This is a genomic window from Nocardia heshunensis, assembly GCF_054782115.1.
Map to the genome: position 1 here is coordinate 495,390 of NZ_BAAGTC010000007.1, position 20,387 is coordinate 515,776.

A 20,387-nucleotide genomic window follows, 5' to 3' on the forward strand; every position below is an offset into this window, starting at 1 on the left:
CAACCCGCCGTCAAGCAACCAGTATTGGGCCTCGGGCAGACTGGGCTGGTGCGTTACGTGATGCGGCATCGGGTGTTGAGCTTCGGCGATGACTATTGGGTCAAGGACGATGCGGGGAACAAGGCATTTCTCGTGGATGGGAAGGTGCTGGCGTTCCGGCAGGCCTTCGAGTTGAAGGGGCCTCGGGGAGAGGTTTACGTCGTCGCCCGGAAGAAGTTCTTCGCGCTGCGTGACACCATGGTGATCAAATCCGGTGGGGCGCATGTGGCTACGGTGCGGAAGAAACTGTTCAGCCCGATCCGGCACAGCTTCTCGATCAGACTGGCAGGCGGTGAGCAGTGGATCGCACGCGGTGATCTGATCGAGAAGAACTACACGCTCGAGGGTCCGCAGGGGGTGGTGGCCTCGACTTCGCGCAAATGGTTCCGAATCCGCGATACCTATGGTGTGGAGATCTATCACCCCGATGTCCCGCTGGCCATGGCGGTCGTCGTGTGTATCGACGAACTTGTCGTCGACGAACGTAAGGAGCGGTGATGCGGCTGATTTCGTTGCTGATGTTCGCGTGGTTGATCATCGGCGCGGTCGCGTCCGGGCAGCGCGGATATTTGACCCATGTCACCCAGGAGTGCGCCGACTTCGCGACCATCGCGGTCACCGTCGTCGCCGGTCCGTTGAACTACACCGGACTCAATCCGAAGGTGCACAGCTGCGACCTGCCGCAGCCCAGCCCGTAGCAGCTCAGCGCGCCCGCCTAGCCTGGGCGGGTGACAGACAACCAACTCGGCGATTTTCTGCGCGCGCGTCGGGCCGGGGTGCGGCCCGAGGACCTTGGGCTGACCTCGTACGGTCGCCGTCGCGTCGCCGGACTGCGCCGCGAGGAGGTCGCCGAGTCGGCCGGAATGAACGCCGATTACTACACCCGCCTCGAGCAGGGACGTGAGCGGAATCCTTCCGCGCAGTTGCTCGCCGCTTTGAGCCGGACACTGCTGCTCACCGATGCGCTGCACGAGCATCTCTTCCGGCTGGCAGGGGTTGCGCCGACCGCCCTGCCGGTGGAAGCGGTCAGCCCGGTGCTGCGGCAAATGCTCGAAACCTATTCGTCCGCACCGGCCTTCGTAATGAACCCCGCGATGGACATCCTCGCCACCAACGCCATGGCCGACGCGTTCTTCTCCGCGTACCCGCGCATCGACAACCTCGCACGCATGACCTTCCTCGAACCGCTCAGCCATGACTTCTGCGTCGACTGGATCTGGACCGGCCAGGCCTTGGTGGCAGCCTTCCGGCAGGCGATTACGCTCTACCCGGACGACCCGCGACTACACAGCGTCATCGACGAACTCAACACGGCCAGTACCGAATTCGCCGACCTATGGCATTCCTACACGCTGTGTGTCGCGACCTCGGAACCCAGAGAATTCATCCACCCCGACGTGGGCCTGCTACGCCTGACCTACCAATCCTTCGACGTCCGCGCCGCAACAGGCCAACGCCTGATGCTCTACCAGCCCGAGCCCGGACCCACCGTCGATGCCCTGCTCCGGCTCAGCAGTCGCTCGGGCTGACCGGCGAAGCCTGGGTGTATCGCACCCAGGCGCGACACGCACGGCCGTACCTACCATGCATGAGCCCACCGCGAGCCCACTCGCAGCAACCCTCACGTCATGCAGGAGAACTCGTGCCGGACCCGCGGCCTTCGCTCGACTCACGTCCCCACAACCGCTTCCGGCCACGCGGGCTTGCCTCGTCGTGTGCGGCCTTCCTGGCACTCACGGCCGTCGGCGCCGCCGCACCCGCGCACGCCGACCCGGTGCCGTGCGGCACCGTCACCACGACCACCCTCGCCACGGCGACCGTCCCGTTCTACGACTGGGCCGAGAACCTCGGCTACGACGCCGACGGCAACCTGTGGGTGTCCCGCCTCTACCGAAACGAGGTGCAGCGCTACAACACTGCGGGCCAGGTCACCGCGACGGTCCCGGTCGCCTCCCCCGGCGCGATCCGCCTCGGCCCCGACCACCAGCTGTACGTCGTCTACGGCGACAACTCGATGAATCTGCTCCCCGGCCCCCACGACGCCGGTGTCGTCCGCTTCGACCCCACCGCCCCCGCACCGATACCCGAGGTCTTCGTCAACGGCCTGACCATGCCCAACGGCGCCGCCTTCGACCCCGCAGGCAACCTCTACATCGCCGACACCGGCACCGGCATCCTCCGCGTCCGCCCCGACGCCACCATCGACAACGACTGGTCCGCCCAGTCGAAGCTGTTCGGCCTCAACGGCATAACCATCGCAGGCGACTCGCTCTACACCACCCTCTACCTGAACACCCGCGGTCAGATCCTGCGCATCCCGATCGACGCCCCCGCAGACCGCACCGTCGCCACCGACCTGAACCTGCCCGACGACCTCGCGGCCGGTACCGACGGCCACCTCTACATTGCCACCACCGCAGGCGATCTCGTCCGCGTCGACCCCCGAACCCACAGCACCTGCACCCTCCTCACCACCGGCCCCCTCTCGGCAGTCGTCCCCACCCCCGGCTCCGACCGCGACCTGATGGTCACCACCGGCAGCGGCGACATCCTGCGCGTCCACCTCGTCAGCTGATCCATCACGATTCGGTCTTGTCGTGCGCTCATCCCGCGAGAAGCATTGCGGCGAAAATGAATACGGCGAGCGCCACTACCCGACCGACCGGTGGAAGCAAGTCAGCCCGGTCGCGGTGTAACCCGTGCGCATAGGTATTTGTGGGACCCGTATGAGCGGGCCCGCTTTCTCTCGAAAGAGGTGAGACGATGCGCAAACGCCTGCTCGTCGCCACAATCGCGATATTCGGTCTGGTTGGCTCGGTGGGTTCGTCGGTGGCTTTGGCCGACGTGACGCCGATGTATCAGGATGGTCCGGGCTGTCGGGCCTGTCACATGCCGCCCCCGCCGCCTCCGCCCCCGCCGTGCCCGAGCTGTCACACCACGTTGCAGGGATAGGTAGCAGCATCTGACCTGTGGCCGCCGACTCGGAGGACGTCGCCGAACACCTTGTCAGCTGAGTGCCGTTGCGGCCCAGGGGTCGACCGGGACTATGCCGGTGGCGTGGCCGGTGGGGGTGAGGAGGCGGCCCCAGGATTTGAAGGGGCGGAGGACGAGGCGTTGGTCGTGGACGGTGGCGGTGGGGAGGGCGGTGGTGATGCGGTCGAGGATGGTGGTGAGGTCGGCGGGGCGGTGGACCTGGGCCATGAGCATGAGGTTGGTGCGGCCGACGGTGGAGAGGCAGATGCGGGTTTCGGGCCAGGAAGCGATTTCGGTTCCGGCGGTGGGGAGGTCGGGGTGCGGGACCGAGAGCCAGAGGACGTATTCGGTGGGCCAGCCGCCCGCGCCGCGGGTGAAGTCGGTGCGGAAGGCGAGCATGCCGCGGCGGGTGAGGGCGTCGAGGTGGCGGCGGACGAGGTGGTCGGTGGTGTCGAGGTCACGGGCGAGGTCGCGGTAGCGGGCGCGGCCGTCGTGTTGGAGGGCGAGGAACAGGGCCCGGTCGGCGGGCTCGAAGGTGCGGTCGCGCACGGGTTTTCGGGGTTCGCTACCGTTCTCGTCGAGGATCGAGCGTTGCTGGTCGCTGTCGATCGCGCCGAGTCGCCAATGGATGCCGCTGAACCATTGCAACGCCACCGTCGAGCGCACGCGCGCGATTCCCGTTACGGCAGGCAGGTTTTCGAGTAGGAGGGTGCCCAGCGTGGCCGGGCTGTCGCACAGCACCAAGGTGTGCAGGTCGAAGTCGCCGTCGGTGCCGTAGACGCTGATGACCTGTGGGAGGGCGGCCAGCCCCGCGGCGACCTGCACGGCCTGCCCGGGCTGCGCCCGTACCTCGCATACCGCGCCGACGAGGGCCACCTGCGGGCCGGGCACCGAGGAAACCCAGGCGCGCCCAGACTCCGAGAGGCGCTGCCACCGCCGCGCCGCGGTCGCCGCCGAGATGCCGAGCGCCGGGCCGAGACGTTCGAAACTGCCCCGCGGATTGGCGTGCAGGGCGTCGAGCAGCATCAGGTCGACTTCATCCAGCCCGGAAGTCTCACGCATTCGGGACACCTGTTCTGTCGATTTCCATCAGCAACCTCTTCCAGTATTCAACTCTGCCGCAATTTGCGGGTGGCCAGGGTGCGCTGCCGTTCACTGAGGACATGAGCGAAACGACAACGTCAGGCGTTACGGTGCCGCTGGCACGGTGGGTCGAGCAGTTGACGCTGGACCAGATCCCCGAGCGTGTCCGCACGCGCGCCAAGCACCTGCTGCTCGACGGCGTCGCCTGCGGTCTGGTGGGTGCGCAATTGCCGTGGTCGCGGGTGGCCACGTCGGCGGTCCTGGACCTGGAAGGCGACGGCCACGCGACGGTCATCGGGACCGGCGCGACCACGAGTGGTCCGGCGGCGGTCCTGTTGAACAGCACCTTCATTCAGGGTTTCGAGCTCGACGACTTCCATCCGCTGGCCCCGCTGCACAGCACCTCATTGATCGTGCCGGTCCTGCTGGCAACCGCCCAGCAGCAGCACGGGATCTCGGGCGCTGCAGCCCTGACCGCCGCGATAGCCGGGTTCGAGGTCGGCCCGCGCGTCGGATTGGCCCTGCACGGCGCAGAGATGCTCTCCCGCGGCTGGCACAGCGGACCCGTGTTCGGAACCCACACCGCCGCAATGGTTGCGGGCAAACTGCGGGCGCTGGACACCGCCGCGCTCGAGGATGCGCTCGGTATGGCCGGTACCCAGTCCGCCGGTCTGATGGCCGCCCAGTACGAGGCCATGTCCAAGCGCATGCAGCACGGCTTCGCCGCCCGCAACGGCTACTACGCCGCCGGTCTCGCCGCCGCCGGTTACACCGGGATCAAGCAGGTCTTCGACCGCCCCTACGGCGGCTACCTGTCGGTGTTCGGTGAAGGCCACGACCCGGACCCCACCCAGGTGATCGCCGGACTCGGCGAGGGCTGGCACACCGAACTGATCATGGTGAAGTCGTACGCGGCGCAGGGCGGCCTGCACGGCACCATCCAGGCCGCGCTCGAACTGCGGAACGAGCGCCACATCGACCCGAAATCCGTCGCGCACATCGAGATTCGCGTCGGTCACACCGTCTATCACCACGGCTGGTGGCAGCCGCAACGCCCGCTGACGGCCATCGGCGCGCAGATGAACCTCGGCTACGCCGCGGCGGTCGCACTGCTCGACGGCCAGGTGCTGCCACCGCAGTTCACCCCCGACCGCCTCGATGCCGACGATGTCTGGGAGCTGCTCGGCAAGGTCGAGGTGAAACTCGACGAGAACATCCAGAACGGCCCGGTCCAGGAGCGTTTCGCCACCGACCTGGCCATCACGCTCACCGACGGCACGCTGCTGCAACGACGCATCGTCCAGCCGCACGGCGGTCCCGCCGACCCCGTCACCGATGCCGAACTCGTCGCCAAATACCGCTCCCTCGTCGGCCCGCTCATCGCGCCCGAACGACTCGACGCCATCGAGCAGGCGGTGCTGAATCTCGACACCCTCACCGATCTCCGCGAACTGACCGACCTGCTCGCCGCACCGGTCGCGGGCGCGCTCGACACCCAGGACTCCACCCGATGACCACACCACCGCGCGCCCGCCTCCGCGCCGCCCTCGCCGATTCCGCCGAAATCATCGTCGCCCCAGGGGTATTCGACGGCCTCTCCGCGTCCCTGGTCCGGCGTCTGGACTTCACCGCCGCCTATTTGACCGGCGCGGGCGTGGCCGCCAGCGGCTTCGGACTCCCCGATATCGGCCTGGTGACCCAGACCGAAATGGTCGAGCGCGCCCGCATGCTGGTGGGTGTGCTCGGCGACATCCCGCTGATCGCCGACGCCGACACCGGTTACGGCACCGCGCTGCATGTCGTTCGCACTGTGCGGGAATACGAGGCCGCCGGTGTCGCCGCGATCCAACTCGAGGATCAAGCTTTCCCCAAGAAATGCGGGCACCTGCCCGACAAGGAACTGATCACCGCCGACGAGTTCGTCACCACCCTCACGGCCGCCCTGGAGGCGCGCACCGATCCGGACCTGCTCGTCATCGCCCGCACCGATGCCCGCGGCCCGCTGGGTCTCGACGCCGCCATCGACCGCGCCAACACCTACGCGGCGGCGGGCGCGGACGTGATCTTCGTCGAAGCGCCGCAGGGCACCGCCGAAATCGAGCGGATCGCACAGGAAGTCAGCGCTCCCCTGCTGATCAACCAGGTCATCGGCGGCCTCACACCACTCGAATCAGGCACGCGCCTAAGGGAACTGGGCTATTCGATCGCGATTCACCCATCGCTCCCCCTGGGTGCCGCCGCCTACGCCATGCTGACCGGCCTGGCCGCCCTCGCCGGACGTGATCCCGGCCCGCTGCTACCCACCCACCCCGCCGAGTTCTTCAACCTGGTCGGTCTGGCCGAATGGTCGGAGCTGGGCGAACGCTACCGCGAAGGAGCCTGAACCCCATGGGCATGACCATGATCGAGAACCTGCTGGCCCGCAAGGCGGGCGTGCCACGGGTCCGGCCCGGCGACATCGTCACCGTCGAGGTCGACCTGTGCGTCCTGATCGACCTGCAGTTCGCCACCCTGTGGCAGCAGCCCCGCCGCATCCACGACCCGCGCAAGGTGGCGGTCGTGATGGACCACGCGGTACCCGCTCCCTCGCTCAAGGACGCCGCGGGCGGCCCGAAGGCGCGAAAGTTCGTGGCCGACTTCGGTATCGAGAAGTTCTTCGATGTCGGCCGGCACGGCATCTGCCACCAGGTCGTCGCCGAGAACGGGCTCGCCCGTCCCGGCGAGGTGCTGGCCTGCACCGACTCGCACACCTGCGCGGGCGGCGCCTACAACACCGCCGCGCGCGGACTCGGCCCGGCCGAGCTGTATTCCATCCTGTGCACCGGCGAAACCTGGTTCGAGCTCGCCCCGACCGTCCGCTACGAACTCACCGGCGCCCTGCCCGCCGGGATCAGCGGCAAGGATGTCTTCCTCTATCTAGCCGACCGATACGGTGACGCGACCAACCAGAACCTCGAATTCGGTGGTCCGGGATTGGCGACGGTCCCGCTCAACGATCGGCGCACCATCGCCACTCAAGCCGCCGAAATCTCCGCCGACTTCGCCACTTTCGGCGTCGACGAGATCCTGCGCGAGTTCCTCGCCGAGCGCGGCGTGACCGACTTCGTGGCCGCCGACGCCGATCCGGACGCCGAGTACGCCGAGGTCCGCACCCTCGACCTGTCCGGCCTGGAACCGTACGTGGCGCGCCCGGGAACGGTGAGCCGCAATGGAATTCCCGTCTCGCAGAGTGAGCCCCGGCGCATCGATCAGGCGTTCATCGGCTCCTGCGCCAACGGCCAACTCGAAGACCTGAAGATCGCCGCCGAGATCCTGCGCGGCCGGACCGTCGCACCGGGTGTCCGGCTGCTGGTCACCCCCGCCTCCCAACAGGTGTACCGCGACGCCATGCGCCTGGGCTACTTGCAGGACATCGCGGATGCCGGTGGCGTGGTGACCAATTCGACCTGCGGCGCCTGCTTCGGCTACCACATGGGCGTGGTCGGTCCCGGCGAGGTCTGTCTGACCTCGAGCACCCGCAACTTCACCGGACGCATGGGCAGCACCGAGGCCGACATCTACATGGCGTCCCCGGCCACCGTCGCCGCCTCCGCCGTCACCGGCTACATCACCGACCCCCGGAGCGTGACCGCATGACCACCACCGGCCGCGTCTGGGTCTTCGGCGATTCCGTCGACACCGACGCCATGTACCCCGCCTACGCCATGAAACTCGACCTCCCCGAGGCCGCCCGCCACATCTTCTACCAGCTCCGCCCCGGCTGGACCGATCTCGTCGAACCCGGCGACATCGTGCTCGCCGGAACGAATTTCGGCGTCGGCTCGTCCCGACCGGTCGCCTCGCTGTTCCAGCAACTCGGCGTCGCCGCCCTGATCGCGGAGAGCTTCAACTCGCTGTTCTTCCGCAATGCCGTCAACGCGGGACTACCCGCGCTCACTGCGCCCGGTGTCACCAGCATGTTCCAGGACGGGCACATCGGCACCTTCGATCTGGCCACCGGCGACTACCGCAACGACACCACCGGCGAGACGGCCACGACCCGCCCCCTCCCCGGCCTACTACTGGAGATCATCGCCAGCGGCGGCATCCTCCCCCGTCTGGCCGCCCAGGGATTCCTGCCGTGACCGCCGCGATCGGACGCCTGCTCCGCCCGGTGCGCGCCGGAATGAGTTCCACCGCATGGTTTCATCCATCCCTGCGCGACATCCCCGAGACCCTGCATATCGGCAGCCCCGCCTTCACCGACGGCGACCCCATCCCCCGCCGCCACGCGGGTGCAGGCGTGGGCGACGACCTCTCCCCAGCTCTGCACTGGTCGGGTGTGCCACCCGAGGCCACCGAACTGATCCTGATCATCGAAGACCCCGACGCACCCCTCCGCCGCCCGGTCGTGCACGGCCTGTTCACCGGAATCGATCCCGGCAACACAGGTTTGCCGGAGGGCGCACTCGATGCGGGCATCGACACCCCGGGCGTAGTCGCGGGTCTCGGGAGCTTCCGCCGCCGCGGCTACGCCGGTCCGCGCCCGGTCCCGGGCCACGGCCCGCACCGCTACGTCTTCCAATTGCTGGCCCTCGATCGCCTCAGCGGATCGACCACCAGCGCAACCCTTTCCGCGACCCTCCCCACGATCACCGGACACGTGCTCGCCCGAGGCAAACTCACCGGTATCTACGAACGATTCTGAAGGGGGTACGGCGTAAAATCGAGCGCGCTATTTCACGAGTTCCGGAGCATTGCTCGGATTCCCTTGGTGTACAGGGAGGATCGAGATGAAAGCCGTATTTTTCGGTTGTTGCCGACCGTTTTCCCGATGGTCGCGGCCGTCGAGATCGGTCGAGCGGGATAGCCCGGTCGTCTTCACCGTCCGCATGTCGCCCTGGCCCGGGGCCGTGGTGACATGCGTGCCGGAGGAGCGCCGAAGGGCGCTGACGGACAGTCTTACCCGCCGGTCACCGGCGCGCTGAGCGCATCGCAGGCGAGCAACACGGTGTGCTCGATACCGGCCTCGCGGTGGGCGTGGATGCGCTGGTATTCGGGTGCCGTCACCATGGCCAGAAAGGCTTGGCGGTCCGGGTATTCGACCAGGGCGACATAGTCCCAGTCGGCGTCGCCGATGAGGGTCTGGCGGGGTTCGCCGTGCCAGAGCAGCCGGCCTTTCTGCTCGTGCACCATGTGCAGGACGCGGTCGCCGTAGGTCTCGTACTCGGCGCGGTCGCTGAACTTGATGAGGTTGAGCATGACGACTGGACCGGGGTCGGTGGCCGCGGCGAATCGAGCGAACTGGTCAGGGTTGGGGACTACGGCCATGCGTGGGGCCTACTTTCGAGTGGCGATCAGTGCGGTGAGCATGGCGGCGACGGCGGCCCTGGCCGCCGGGACGCTCAGGCCCTGATGACGGCGCAGCACCTCCCAGGTTTCCCAAGATCCGGCCGCTTGCGCTGCCTCGCGGGCGGCGGGGTCGAGGAATTCGAGTTCGGGCAGGTTCTCACGCAGGTGGGCGCGCAGGGCCGCGCGGCTCTGTGCCAATCGCTCGGCCAGCACCTTGGATTCGTGTTCGCGCAATTGCGCGGCCCGCCGGGTGCCCGAGATGCGCTCGTAGAGTTCGGCTCTGAGTTCGAGCAGGGCGGTGATGCGTTCCTCGAGCTCGCCGCTGACCGGCCGTAGCAGCGGCAGCCAGTGGCGTTCGATCTGGGTCTGGGCGGCATCGAGGTACAGCGATTCCAGATCCGAGAAGTGGTGGAAGACCGATCTCGTCGCCACCCCCGCGCGCTCGGCCACCGCCTGCGCGGTCGGCTGCAGGATGCCTTCTTCCATGAGCGTCAGTGCGGCGTCGAGCACCGCCTGACGGTTTCGTGCCGCCCGAGCGGTGCGTCCGTCCATCGCATTCACTCTAACAAGTTGCACGGAAGATGCAAAAACTCTACCGTCGCAGCATGCACGTGTTGCGGACACCCGAGGAACGCTTCTCGAACCTGCCCGGTTACCCCTTCGATCCGAACTACGTCGATGTCACCGCCGTGGACGACGACACCGCCCTGCGGATGCACTACCTCGACGAAGGCCCGCCCGACGGCGACGTCGTCCTGCTGCTGCACGGCGAACCGTCCTGGAGCTACCTGTATCGCACAATGATCCCGGTGCTCACCGCGGCGGGCCGGCGCTGCATCGCCCCGGATCTCATCGGATTCGGCCGCAGCGACAAACCGGCCGACCGTGCCGACTACACCTATGCCCGCCACGTCGAATGGCTGCGCGCGGCCCTGTTCGACCACCTGGACCTGACCGGGATCACCCTGGTCTGCCAGGACTGGGGCGGCCTGCTCGGCCTGCGCCTGGTCGGCGAACACCCCGACCGGTTCGCGCGGGTCGTCGCCGCCAACACCGGACTCCCCACCGGCGACACCGCGCTCACCGACGCCTTCGCGGCCTGGCAGCGCTTCTCCCAGGAGTCCCCGGTGTTCCCGATCGGCTCGATCGTCGAAGGTGGCTGCCGCACTTCGTTTTCCCCCGAGGTGCTGGCCGCCTACGACGCCCCGTTCCCGGACGACACCTACAAGGCGGGCGCGCGCTCGTTCCCCTCGCTCGTACCGACCTCGCCCGAGGATCCGGCGGCCGCCGCCAATCGCTCGGCCTGGCAGCAGCTTCGGAAATTCGAGAAGCCGTTCGTGACCGCGTTCTCCGATGGCGATCCGATCACCGCGGGCGGCGAGAAGATCCTGCAGCGCGAGATCCCCGGCGCCACCGGACGCCAGCATCCGGTGATCGTGGGCGCGGGCCATTTCCTGCAGGAGGACAACGGTCCCGGCCTCGCCGCCGTCGTCAACGACCTCATCGACGCCACTCCGGCGCATTAGCTTTCACTCCCACCGAAAGGCGGACCACTCGTGTCGATCAGCAGACGCGGATTCTTCGGCAGCGGCGCCCTGGCGGCCACGGCCGCCACCGCGGCCATGGCGACCGGCAAGGCCGGTGCTTCTCCCCTGGCGCGCATGGACACCCACCCCGACAAGCCGAACATCCTCGTGGTGATCGTCGATGAGATGCGGGCGCCCGTCTGGTTCCCCGAGCAGGACGTGTTGGACACCATCCTGCCGAATATCGCGGCGCTGCGGCGCAAGTCGGTGTCCTTCGAACAGCACTACACCGCCGCCAACGACTGCACCCCGTCCCGCGGCACCCTGCTGACCGGGCTGTACTCCCATCAGACCGGCTGCCTGTCGACCTCCACTTCGCAACTCGCGGCGGGCTTCCCGACCTGGGGCACCCTGCTGCGTGAGGAGGGCTACCACACCAGCTGGTGGGGCAAATGGCATCTGGGCCACGACGCCGATACCAACCCGGGCGGCCTGGACCGCTTCGGCTTCGACGGCGGCACCTACCCGTCGCCGAACGGCGCGCCCTCGCAGGGCCTGCAGATGGACGGCCGGATCGTGGACCAGTTCGTGGGCTGGCTGGATTCCGATGCGGCGCAGGGCCCGTGGTGCACGACGGTGTCGCTGGTGAATCCGCACGATATCCAGTGGTGGCCGCGTTTCACTCGACGCACGTTGGCAGTCAATGATATTCCGCGCTGGATCGACGACCTACCCGGCAATCACGAGACGCTCGAACAGCTCGCGCGCAAGCCGAAGTTGCAGACGGCGCTGGTGCAGGTGTCGGCACTGACCTTCGGCCTCGCTCCCTACGGCACGCCCGAGGCCGACCGGGAATGGATCGACATGCGCAACCTCTACCTGTGGTTCCAGCAGCAAGTGGATATCCAGATCGGCCGGGTGCTCGACACTTTGGCGACGCATCCGGATGTCGCGGCCAACACGGTGGTGGTGTTCACCTCCGACCACGGCGATTACGCGGGCTCGCACGGCCTGCACGGCAAGGGCGGCGCGGCCTACGACGAGGCGATCCGCGTCCCGCTCTATATCCACGACCCGCGCGGCCAGGTCACGCCCGCACCCGGCACCCGCGACCAGATGACCTCCAGCGTGGACATGACGCCCCTACTGCTCACCCTCGCCACCGGCGGCAACGCCTGGCGTAGTGCGGACCGCTACACGCATCTCGCCGGTCGGCACGATATCGCCGCGATCGCCCGCGACGCGAATGCGCCTGGCCGCCCGTGGATTCTCCACACCACCGACGAGCACTCGATCGAGGAGGCGGCGGTCCGGTTCAATGCCGACGCCCCGGGCCACCTGATCGCGCTGCGCACCCCCGACGCGAAGTACGTGCGCTACTCGCACTGGGTGCCGGGTTCGGCCCGCATCGATGCCGGCGAGCAGGAGGAATTCGAGCTCTACGACTACTCGACCCGCGACGGTGCGCTGGAACTGGACAATATCGCGGCGGCCGGTGGTGATCTGCACGACCGGATGAGCCGCCTGCACGATGCGGCAGTCGATGCCGAATTGCATCAGGCGCTACCGGATTCGCTGCGCCAGGCCCAGCAGCAGGGCTGGGACGACTATCAGCAGGAAATCGCCAAACCGTTCGGCGAACAGCTCGGCGACTTCCTGAAGGACGGGGTGGGCGCGAAGTAGCCGATCACCCGACGTGGACGCCCCAGGGCTGGACTTGCTTGTCGGTCGGTGAGTCCGCCTTGAACAGGGTGAAGGATTCGTCTCTCGCGGGCGCCATTCGCATGGTGCACTCGAACACCTTCACCCCGGTGGGCTCGATCGGGGACGGAATGTCGGAGACCGTGAAATCGAACGTGGCGCCACGGGAGGTGATCGGGCCGCGCACGGATCCCGGGATACCCCTGCCCGTCGGGCCGATCGGATACGCGGCCTCGTACCAGACGCCGGGCTTGCCGGACTGCGAGGGATATTCGTAGCCGACGATCCAGAACTTGAAGTCCTCGATCGTCAGCTCCCTGGTGCGGTGCAGGACATCTTCCAGCTGCTGCTGACTGTGCTGGCTGACGTAGAAGCTCGCCTGCATCGGCGATTCGAGACCGCCGTCCCAGCGCAGACTCTCGATGATTCCGCAGACGTGCATCTGCTGATTGGCGGGATCGTATGCCTTTCCGATGCCCGGGTACTGCGGGTTGCCGACATACGTGGCGGGAAAGGTGAGGTCCGGGCTGAGTTTCGTATTCGCGTCGACCTGCAAGGCGACCAGGTATCCGCAGGGTTGCGGTCGCGGACGCTTGTCGGGTGCGGCGGCGTATTTCCAATCGAGCTGATACTCGTACATTGTCGCTATTGTGCCCGCGTCGATGATCGAACACTTGAAAACCATTGCGCGGCAACATGATCGGCGGCCATAACGCCAGGACCGGTCGGTTCGCGCAGGTCGTCGGAGTGGCGATAGCAGGGCGTGGTCACTACGGTGGGGCGGGCAATCGGGAAGCCCAACGTGTGGGGGTGAGCATGCCGGTGACGGCACTCGGTCAGATATCGGTCACCAATCAGGGTGCGCCGCCGCGGCGTTCCATCCCACTGCCGGTGGTGTGGACCGTCGCGGTACTGGGCGCGCTCGCGGGCTGGTACTACATCGGCCAGGTGGCGGCCGCGCCGCGCATGATGATGCACCTGGTCGACCTGGGTGCCTATCAGGTCGCGGGAGATCGGGTGGCGCACGGCGTCTCGGTCTACGACAGTCCGCTGCGCGGGCACACGCGCGGTGTCTTCGAATTCGTGTACACGCCCTTCGCCGCGCTGATGTTCCTGCCGCTGGCCTGGATGCACGGTGCGGTGTTCACCTGGGTCGGCGGGCTGGTGAACTTCGCGCTGCTCACCGGATCGGTGTGGGCGGCGCTGTCGGTGCTGGGCTATCGCCACGATCGTCGCCTGCTGCTCATGGGTCCCTCGATCGCGGCAATGCTGCTGCTGTGCGAGCCGATTCGCGAGACCGAGGGCTTCGGCCAGGTCAATATTCTGCTGCTTCTGCTGGTGCTGGCCGATATGGCGCTGCCCGACTCGTCGCGGTGGAAGGGCGCGCTGACCGGGATTGCGGCCGGAATCAAGCTCACGCCGGTGTTCTTCGTGCTGTATCTGCTGGTGACGCGTCGATTCCGGGCCGCTGCCACCGCGTTCGGCGCGCTGGCCGCCACCATGGTGGTGGGTCTGGCTGTGCTGCCCAAGGATTCGCTGACCTTCTGGAGCGGCGCGTTCGCCGATCCGGCCCGGGTCGGTGTCCCGGAGAATCCGCAGAACGAATCGCTGCGCGGCATGATCGCCCGCACCCTCGGGGCGGGCGCGGGCCTGCAATTGCTGTGGCTGGCTGCCGCTATCGCGATTGCTGTAGCCTGCCTGCTGCTCGCCCGTCGCCTGTGGGCCACCGGCCGGGAGTTGCCCGCCGTCACCCTGTGCGGCCTGACCAGCACCGTGATCTCCCCCTACAGTTGGATCCACCACTGGGTGTGGCTGGCTCCGCTGCTGATCTACCTGGTGCACCTGGCAATTCGCCACCGCGATCCGATCACGATCACGGGCCTGCTGATCGTCGCCGCCGTGACCTCCGGCGGTGTCATGGACCTGTTCGACCTGCACTACGGCAGCGTCTTCGACTTCCCGACCACCGGACACTTCGCGGTGCTGGATCACAACGCCTACATCTGGCTGACCCTCGCCCTGTTCGCGGCGATCGCGCTCCGGCTGCGCACCGAGCAGAGGGCTTCCGAGCCGCAACTCATCTAGCTATAGCACCGACGACGGTGAATACCTCTATCTGATGTCGGCTCGACGTGCGTGCCAGCCTGGTGAGGGCGACCCGTACCGATCCCGCTGCGCTGCAACGGTATCTGGACGGCGAAACCCTGCGCGGCCCGGACATTCACGCGCGGACCCTGCCCGTCTTCGAGACCGGAGCCGAGCGCTACGCCTGGCTCAACCGCACCGTCAATGTCGGATTCGCCGAAATGTCCCGCACCCACATCGCCTACCGCGTCTACACCATCGAATAACGCGTTGCGACCACCCTCGCCCAGCCTCGATCAGGCTCCGATGGCCGCTGCCATGACGGGCCAGAAATCGTGTAGGTCGTCCTGCCAGTAGCCCCACGAATGCGTGCCCGGATATGACCGATAGGTGGCCGGGATGCCGAGGTCGGCCAGTCGGGCCGCTAGGTGGGCGGTGCAATCGCTTGCCGCCGCCTCGATCGCGCCGCCCTGGATGAGCTGGTTCAGCAGGGTGGGAACGTCGCCGCCGACTCGGTAATCGCCGAGATTGTCGTGGGTGCCGGGGAATCCGGTGCCGCTGGCGATGTAGAGGGTGTGGCCGCGTAGTCGATCGGCGTGCAGATAAGGGTCGTGCTCACTCCAGGCGGGAGAGCCGAACGGGCCCCACATGTTCTCGACATTGCCGCCGCCGTGGATGTCGGTGACCACGTAAACGTATGCTTGCCCGGGCAGTTTGCTGGTCTCCGCGCATCCGCTGAACGCACCGACCGCCTGATAGAGCGAGGGTGCGGCCTCGGCCAGCGCCAGCGCCGCCGTGCTCGACATCGACAGCCCGACAATCGCATTGCGGCCTGTGGCATGCAGCACAGCGTCCATGATCGGTGGCAGTTCGGAGGTCAGATACGTGGCCCACTTGTTGCGGCCGAGCACCGGATCGTCGCGCTGCCAATCGGTGTAATAGCTGGACTCACCGCCGTGCGGGATGACGACATTGACCCCGGTCCCCGGCGCGAACGTCGGTAGATCAGTCATGGTCTGCCAGACGATCTGATCGTCGCGAGCCGCACCGACCAGCAGATAGGCGGTCGGGCGGCCCGCACTACCGCCGTCGGGAATCAGCACGTCCTGCTCGATTACTCGATCCATGGCCGCCGAATAGACACCGACGGTCATTTGGTTCGCGTCCATCCACGAGACGTGATCGAGGTGCGCGACCTGATCGAGGGGCGGACCGTCGGCCCGCGCCACGGGTGTGGTGATACTGGCCAGCGCGCACAGGATCACCCCCACCGTCGTCCGGATCGTGGCTCGCAGAATCCTGACCGTCATCAATCCAATGGAGCACGATGTCCAGTCCGATTCACGAGTTTTCGCCGAGTCATGACCCAATCGCCGCCTGCCTAACCGTCGGCCAGTGCTTCCCTGATCAGTTCGACCGGATGCCATGCGGTGCGCCCGGCACCGTGGAAGATCTGCTGACGGCACGACACCCCGGTAGCCGCCACCACCGTGTCGGCAGGTTCAGCCGCCAGTGCCGGGAACAGCCGGTCCTCGCCGATCGCGAGTGACATGTCGTAGTGCTCGGATTCGAACCCGAAGGAACCGGCCATGCCGCAGCAGCCGGAGTCGATCTCCTCGACCACGGCTCCCGGAATCCGGCGCAGCAGGGCCATGGTGGCGGCCGTGCCCACCTCGGCCTTCTGATGGCAGTGCCCGTGGAACACGATGCGCCGCTCCGCGAACGGTGAATCCTCGCGCAATCGCAGCCGCCCGGCGTCGATGGCCTCGACCAGCAGTTCCTCGACCTGCCGGACGCGGGCGGCCACGGCGGTCGCCGCCCAGGTGTCGGGTAGCAGCGCGGTGTTCTCATCGCGCAGCATGAACAGGCACGACGGCTCGCAACCTACGATCGGCGAGCCCGGCACCGTGGTCTCGTTCAGCGAATTCACCAGTGTGGCAGCCTTTTTCCGGGCGTCGTCGAGTAGGCCCTTCGACATGCTCGAGCGGCCGCAGCAGCCACCGGTGGCCAGCTCCACATGCCAGCCCGCCTGCTCGAGCAGTTCGATGGCGGCCTGGCCGATATGCGGTTCGGTGAAGGTGGTGAACGAGTCGGCGAGCCAGTTCACCGTGCCCAGCGGCGCGGGCAGGCCGACGACGTCGCGTCTACCGAACCAGCGAATCAGGTTGATGCGTTGGAAGACCGGCAGTGGACGGGCCGCCGCAATACCGAGGGTCCGGTCCAGCAGCCGCCGCAGCGGCCAGATCCGGCCGGGCGCATTCGACAGGGGCGCGGTCGCCGAGCCGAGCCGGTTGAGCACGCGAATCGAGCCGAAAAGCCGTGACCGCAACGGCGTCCCGTGGATCTCGTGGTGATGGGATAGTGCCTCGGCCTTCAGCGAGGCCATGTCCACGCTCATGGGGCATTCGCTCTTGCATGCCTTGCACATCAGGCACAGGTCCAGGATCTCGTGCAGGCGTTCATCGCCCAGCGCCGCATGTGGATCCGGTTCCGAGAGCGCCTTCACCAGGGCGTTGGCCCGGCCGCGGGTGGCATGCTCCTCCTCTCGGGTGGCGATGTAGGACGGGCACATCACCCCCGGCCCGGCCTTGCGGCACAGACCGATATTCATGCACCTGTCCGCCGCGCCCCGCATGCCGCCGACGACCTCGAATTTCAAGGTCGTCTTCAGCGTCGGCGCGGGTGGCAGCGCGTCGCGGTCGCGTAGGTTCTCGGTCATGGGCGGCGCGTCGACGATCTTGCCCGGGTTCATGATCCCGGCGGGATCGAAGAGCCGCTTGACCTTTCGCATGGCCTCGTAGAGTTCGTCACCGAAGATCTCGCGATTGAACTCGCTGCGCGCCAGTCCGTCGCCGTGTTCGCTGGAGTTGACGCCGCCGTACTCGGCAACCAGATCCTTGACCGCCTCGGCCACCGTCCGCATCTTCACGACCTGTTCGGGATCGGTGAGATCCACGAACGGCCGGATGTGCAGGCATCCGACCGAACAGTGCCCATAGAAGCCCGCCTCGAGCTTGTGCTCGTCGAGAATCTCCTTGAACCGCTTGGTGTATGCGGCCAGGTGCACCGGATCGACGGCGGTGTCCTCGACGAATGCCAGCGGCCTTCTGGTGCCCTCACCGGCGGCCATGAGCAGCCCGAGACTGGACTTGCGGACCTTGAGCAGCGCCTTCTGATCGGCGGGCGTCACAGCGCGCAGAATGTGATAGCCGTGCCCGCCGCGCCGCCAACGCGCCTCGAGCTCTTCGAGTTTGGTGACCAACGCCGCCTCGTTGTCCCCGCTGAAGGACACGAACAGCAGCGCACCCGGATCGCCGACCAGGATGTTGCCGAGTTCGGCGTATTCGATCTTCTGCCGGGACAGTTCGAGAATCGTGCGATCCATCAACTCGACCTGATGCGGATCGCAGCTCAGGGCGTCCGTGGTGGCTGCGATGGCGCTGTGCGTATCGTCGAAATGTCCTACGGCATAGACGGTATGCGCGGGTCTGGGCACCAGATCCACCAGCGCGTGGGTCGCGATCACCAGCGTGCCCTCGGCCCCGACCACGAACTTGGCCAGATCGAACGGCTGGCCCTTGCCGAACCCGACCAGCCGATCGAGCCGGTAGCCGCCCGCCCGCCGCCAGAACAGCGGCATCCCGGACCGGATGGCCTCCTCATTGGCGATGACCAGCTTCGGCAGTTCCCGATAGATCCTGCCTTCCAAGGTGTCCGCCGCCGCGCGCTGCCGCCGCTCGGTCTCGTCGACGGGTTCCAGACGGGCGCGCGACCCGTCGGCGAGCACTACGTCCAGCACCCGCACGTGATCGATGGTCATGCCGAAGGTCAGCGAACCGCTTCCGGCGGAATTGTTTCCGATCATCCCGCCGATGGTGGCCCGATTGCTGGTCGAGGTGTCGGGCCCGAACATGAGCCCGTGCGCGGCCGCGGCTTTGTTGAGCTGATCCTGCACGACGCCGGCCTCGACGAGCGCGGTGCGGCTCTCGGCGTCGATGATGATCCGGTTCATGTGGCGCGACATGTCCAGCACCAGGCCGGGTCCCACCGTCTGCCCGGCCAGGCTCGTCCCTGCGCCCCGGGCCACGACCGGCACCCCGAGCTCCGCCGCGACTTCGACCGCGGCCGCCACATCCTCGGCGTGGCGGGGAAACGCCACGCCCAGCGGCATGATCGAGTACATGCTGGCGTCCCGCGAGAACAGATGCCGGCTGTAGTCGTCGAAGGCGATCTCGCCCTCCATGACCGTGCGTAGGGCTTCCTCGAGCCGGTCCGCCATCGTCAATGTTCTGGTCATTGAAAGTCCTTGTTGTCCACAGTTATCGGGTGCATCGGCGGCTGCGCCACGACCGGCTCACCCTGGGTCGCTATCCGCAACTGCTTGCGCAGCGTGAGCACGAGCAGCGCGGCAATGCCGAACACGATCCCGAAGAAGACCTGCGTGAGTGCGTATCCGCCGCCGCTGAGATCACTGAGCCAGCCGCCGATATACGGTCCGAAGAAGCTCCCCAGATTGCCGACGCCATTGATCAATCCCATGCCCGCCCCGGCCGCGGCCACCGGCGTTAGCTTGGTGACCGTCGCCCAGAAGGGCCCGTACCACGCAATCGAGGCTGCGGTGCCGAGGATCATCGCCAGCAGCACGAGCCATTTCTGTTGTGCCGACACCATGCTCGCGCCCGCCAGGATCAGCGCTGCCGAGCCGAGTACCACCGACATGTGCGCGACGTGCCCGCCGCGGCGATCGGCCGACCGCCCGACCAGGATGATGGCGGCACCGGCCGCGAGCTGCGGCAGCATCGCGACCAGCCCGACCGTCAGATCGGTGTGGAATGCCTTCTTCAGCACGCTCGGCATCCACAGCGTCAAGCCGAGCAATCCCATCTGGGTGAGCGTGTAGATCAGCGCGAACTGCCACACGATCCGAGAAGTGAAGGCCGCCTTGAACGTTCCGCGCGATTGCAATTGCTCGCCCTCCTGGATGCGGGCGTTCTCGATGTAGTCGCGTTCGATCTGCGAGAGCCAGCCTGCCTTGGCCGGGGTGTCGCGCACGATCGCCAGCCAGGCGACGAGTCCCACGATCAGCGGAGCGCCACCCTGGATGATGAACATCCATCGCCAGTCGAAATAGGTGAGGATGACGCCCGAGAACGGCGCCGCGACAATCGCGGCGATCGGGGTGTACAGCTTGAAAATCGCGAAGGCCCGGCTTCTTTCGGCAAACGGGAACCAGGCGCGAATGGTGGTCATCAGTGCTGGTTGCACCCCGCCCTCGGCCACCCCGAGCAGGAACCGCGCCAGCAGCAACTGCCCGACCGAATGGGTGAAGCCGGAGGCCATGGCCGCCACACTCCACAAAACCATGAGGATGGCGATCCACTGCCGAGCGCTCCACCGTTCGGCGATGTATCCGCCGGGAATCTGCAACAGCAGATAGCCCCAGAAGAAGATCCCGCTGGCCAGACCCTGCTGTGCACCGGTGAGATGCATATCCGTTTTCAGGTGTGGCAGTGCGAAACTGATATTGGTGCGGTCGATATAACAGATGACGTAGATGAAGACGACGACCGGCAAGATATAGGTCCAGCGCTTCATATGGGACAGACGTCGGACAGGGGAAGTCCGCTCGATCACGACCTACCTCCTCGT

General features: G+C 67.0%; 20 protein-coding genes. 13 read left to right on the plus strand and 7 right to left on the minus strand.

What is annotated here, in order from left to right; translation table 11 throughout:
* The first annotated feature begins 48 nt into the window (after positions 1-48).
* The 4 genes from ACYVN4_RS25410 (at position 49) to ACYVN4_RS25425 (ending at position 2,614) form a co-directional block, all read left to right on the plus strand.
* The gene (locus ACYVN4_RS25410) at positions 49-537 is read left to right on the plus strand and encodes an LURP-one-related/scramblase family protein (protein WP_460724499.1); all 489 of its coding nucleotides are present in this window, start codon (positions 49-51) and stop codon (positions 535-537) included.
* Positions 537-737: a hypothetical protein gene (locus ACYVN4_RS25415; protein ID WP_460724500.1), complete on the plus strand. Its 201-nt coding sequence runs from the start codon at positions 537-539 to the stop codon at positions 735-737. Before ACYVN4_RS25410 ends, ACYVN4_RS25415 begins: the two co-directional genes overlap by 1 nt.
* A 30-nt stretch (positions 738-767) precedes the next feature.
* A complete protein-coding gene (locus tag ACYVN4_RS25420) occupies positions 768-1,568 on the plus strand; it encodes a helix-turn-helix transcriptional regulator (protein ID WP_460724501.1) in 801 nt (266 codons plus the stop codon).
* Positions 1,569-1,681: 113 nt separating this feature from the next.
* Entirely contained in the window at positions 1,682-2,614 is a 933-nt protein-coding gene (locus ACYVN4_RS25425) for an SMP-30/gluconolactonase/LRE family protein (protein WP_460724502.1), read from the plus strand.
* Positions 2,615-3,045: 431 nt separating this feature from the next.
* Here ACYVN4_RS25425 and ACYVN4_RS25430 read toward each other — a convergent pair whose 3' ends face one another.
* Positions 3,046-4,074 carry an Lrp/AsnC family transcriptional regulator gene (locus ACYVN4_RS25430; RefSeq protein WP_460724503.1) on the minus strand — a complete coding sequence of 343 codons (1,029 nt, stop codon included), beginning with the start codon at positions 4,072-4,074 and terminating at the stop codon, positions 3,046-3,048.
* 101 nt (positions 4,075-4,175) lie between these two features.
* Between ACYVN4_RS25430 and ACYVN4_RS25435 the strand changes: the two genes are divergently transcribed.
* The 5 genes from ACYVN4_RS25435 to ACYVN4_RS25455 are packed head-to-tail and all read left to right on the plus strand — an operon-like array spanning position 4,176 to position 8,782.
* Complete coding sequence (locus ACYVN4_RS25435; RefSeq protein WP_460724504.1) at positions 4,176-5,609, plus strand: MmgE/PrpD family protein; 1,434 nt, start codon at positions 4,176-4,178, stop codon at positions 5,607-5,609.
* Positions 5,606-6,478 (plus strand): isocitrate lyase/PEP mutase family protein, encoded by an 873-nt coding sequence (locus ACYVN4_RS25440; RefSeq protein ID WP_460724505.1) that lies wholly within the window; start codon positions 5,606-5,608, stop codon positions 6,476-6,478. Before ACYVN4_RS25435 ends, ACYVN4_RS25440 begins: the two co-directional genes overlap by 4 nt.
* 5 nt (positions 6,479-6,483) lie before the next feature.
* Positions 6,484-7,731 carry a 3-isopropylmalate dehydratase large subunit gene (locus tag ACYVN4_RS25445; RefSeq protein WP_460724506.1) on the plus strand — a complete coding sequence of 416 codons (1,248 nt, stop codon included), beginning with the start codon at positions 6,484-6,486 and terminating at the stop codon, positions 7,729-7,731.
* Positions 7,728-8,219 carry a LeuD/DmdB family oxidoreductase small subunit gene (locus ACYVN4_RS25450; protein ID WP_460724507.1) on the plus strand — a complete coding sequence of 164 codons (492 nt, stop codon included), beginning with the start codon at positions 7,728-7,730 and terminating at the stop codon, positions 8,217-8,219. Before ACYVN4_RS25445 ends, ACYVN4_RS25450 begins: the two co-directional genes overlap by 4 nt.
* Positions 8,216-8,782: a YbhB/YbcL family Raf kinase inhibitor-like protein gene (locus ACYVN4_RS25455; protein ID WP_460724508.1), complete on the plus strand. Its 567-nt coding sequence runs from the start codon at positions 8,216-8,218 to the stop codon at positions 8,780-8,782. Before ACYVN4_RS25450 ends, ACYVN4_RS25455 begins: the two co-directional genes overlap by 4 nt.
* A gap of 254 nt (positions 8,783-9,036) precedes the next feature.
* On the opposite strand, the gene ACYVN4_RS25460 is transcribed toward ACYVN4_RS25455, so the two are convergent.
* On the minus strand, positions 9,037-9,405 hold the full coding sequence (locus tag ACYVN4_RS25460) for a DUF1330 domain-containing protein (RefSeq protein ID WP_460724509.1): 369 nt from the start codon (positions 9,403-9,405) through the stop codon (positions 9,037-9,039).
* Between the two features lie 9 nt (positions 9,406-9,414).
* Positions 9,415-9,978 carry a TetR/AcrR family transcriptional regulator gene (locus tag ACYVN4_RS25465; RefSeq protein ID WP_460724510.1) on the minus strand — a complete coding sequence of 188 codons (564 nt, stop codon included), beginning with the start codon at positions 9,976-9,978 and terminating at the stop codon, positions 9,415-9,417.
* Positions 9,979-10,031: 53 nt separating this feature from the next.
* On the opposite strand from ACYVN4_RS25465, the gene ACYVN4_RS25470 reads away from it, so the two are divergent.
* Both ACYVN4_RS25470 and ACYVN4_RS25475 read left to right on the plus strand, forming a co-directional pair.
* A complete protein-coding gene (locus tag ACYVN4_RS25470) occupies positions 10,032-10,952 on the plus strand; it encodes a haloalkane dehalogenase (protein ID WP_460724511.1) in 921 nt (306 codons plus the stop codon).
* Positions 10,953-10,982: 30 nt separating this feature from the next.
* Positions 10,983-12,635: a sulfatase-like hydrolase/transferase gene (locus ACYVN4_RS25475; RefSeq protein WP_460724512.1), complete on the plus strand. Its 1,653-nt coding sequence runs from the start codon at positions 10,983-10,985 to the stop codon at positions 12,633-12,635.
* A gap of 4 nt (positions 12,636-12,639) precedes the next feature.
* Here the strand turns inward: ACYVN4_RS25475 and ACYVN4_RS25480 are convergent, their stop codons facing one another.
* Complete coding sequence (locus tag ACYVN4_RS25480; protein WP_460724513.1) at positions 12,640-13,293, minus strand: hypothetical protein; 654 nt, start codon at positions 13,291-13,293, stop codon at positions 12,640-12,642.
* Positions 13,294-13,469: 176 nt separating this feature from the next.
* Here ACYVN4_RS25480 and ACYVN4_RS25485 point away from each other — a divergent pair, with 176 nt between their 5' ends.
* On the plus strand, positions 13,470-14,738 hold the full coding sequence (locus ACYVN4_RS25485; RefSeq protein ID WP_460724682.1) for a glycosyltransferase 87 family protein: 1,269 nt from the start codon (positions 13,470-13,472) through the stop codon (positions 14,736-14,738).
* Positions 14,739-14,800: 62 nt separating this feature from the next.
* Positions 14,801-15,004 (plus strand): DUF3237 family protein, encoded by a 204-nt coding sequence (locus tag ACYVN4_RS25490; protein ID WP_460724514.1) that lies wholly within the window; start codon positions 14,801-14,803, stop codon positions 15,002-15,004.
* A 30-nt stretch (positions 15,005-15,034) separates the two neighbouring features.
* On the opposite strand, the gene ACYVN4_RS25495 is transcribed toward ACYVN4_RS25490, so the two are convergent.
* The 3 genes from ACYVN4_RS25495 to ACYVN4_RS25505 form a co-directional block, all read right to left on the minus strand.
* A complete protein-coding gene (locus tag ACYVN4_RS25495) occupies positions 15,035-16,048 on the minus strand; it encodes an alpha/beta hydrolase (protein WP_460724515.1) in 1,014 nt (337 codons plus the stop codon).
* A 71-nt stretch (positions 16,049-16,119) separates the two neighbouring features.
* Complete coding sequence (locus tag ACYVN4_RS25500) at positions 16,120-19,035, minus strand: FAD-binding and (Fe-S)-binding domain-containing protein (protein ID WP_460724516.1); 2,916 nt, start codon at positions 19,033-19,035, stop codon at positions 16,120-16,122.
* A complete protein-coding gene (locus ACYVN4_RS25505) occupies positions 19,032-20,372 on the minus strand; it encodes an MFS transporter (RefSeq protein WP_460724517.1) in 1,341 nt (446 codons plus the stop codon). The genes ACYVN4_RS25500 and ACYVN4_RS25505 overlap by 4 nt, the downstream gene beginning before the upstream one ends.
* Positions 20,373-20,387: the final 15 nt, after the last annotated feature.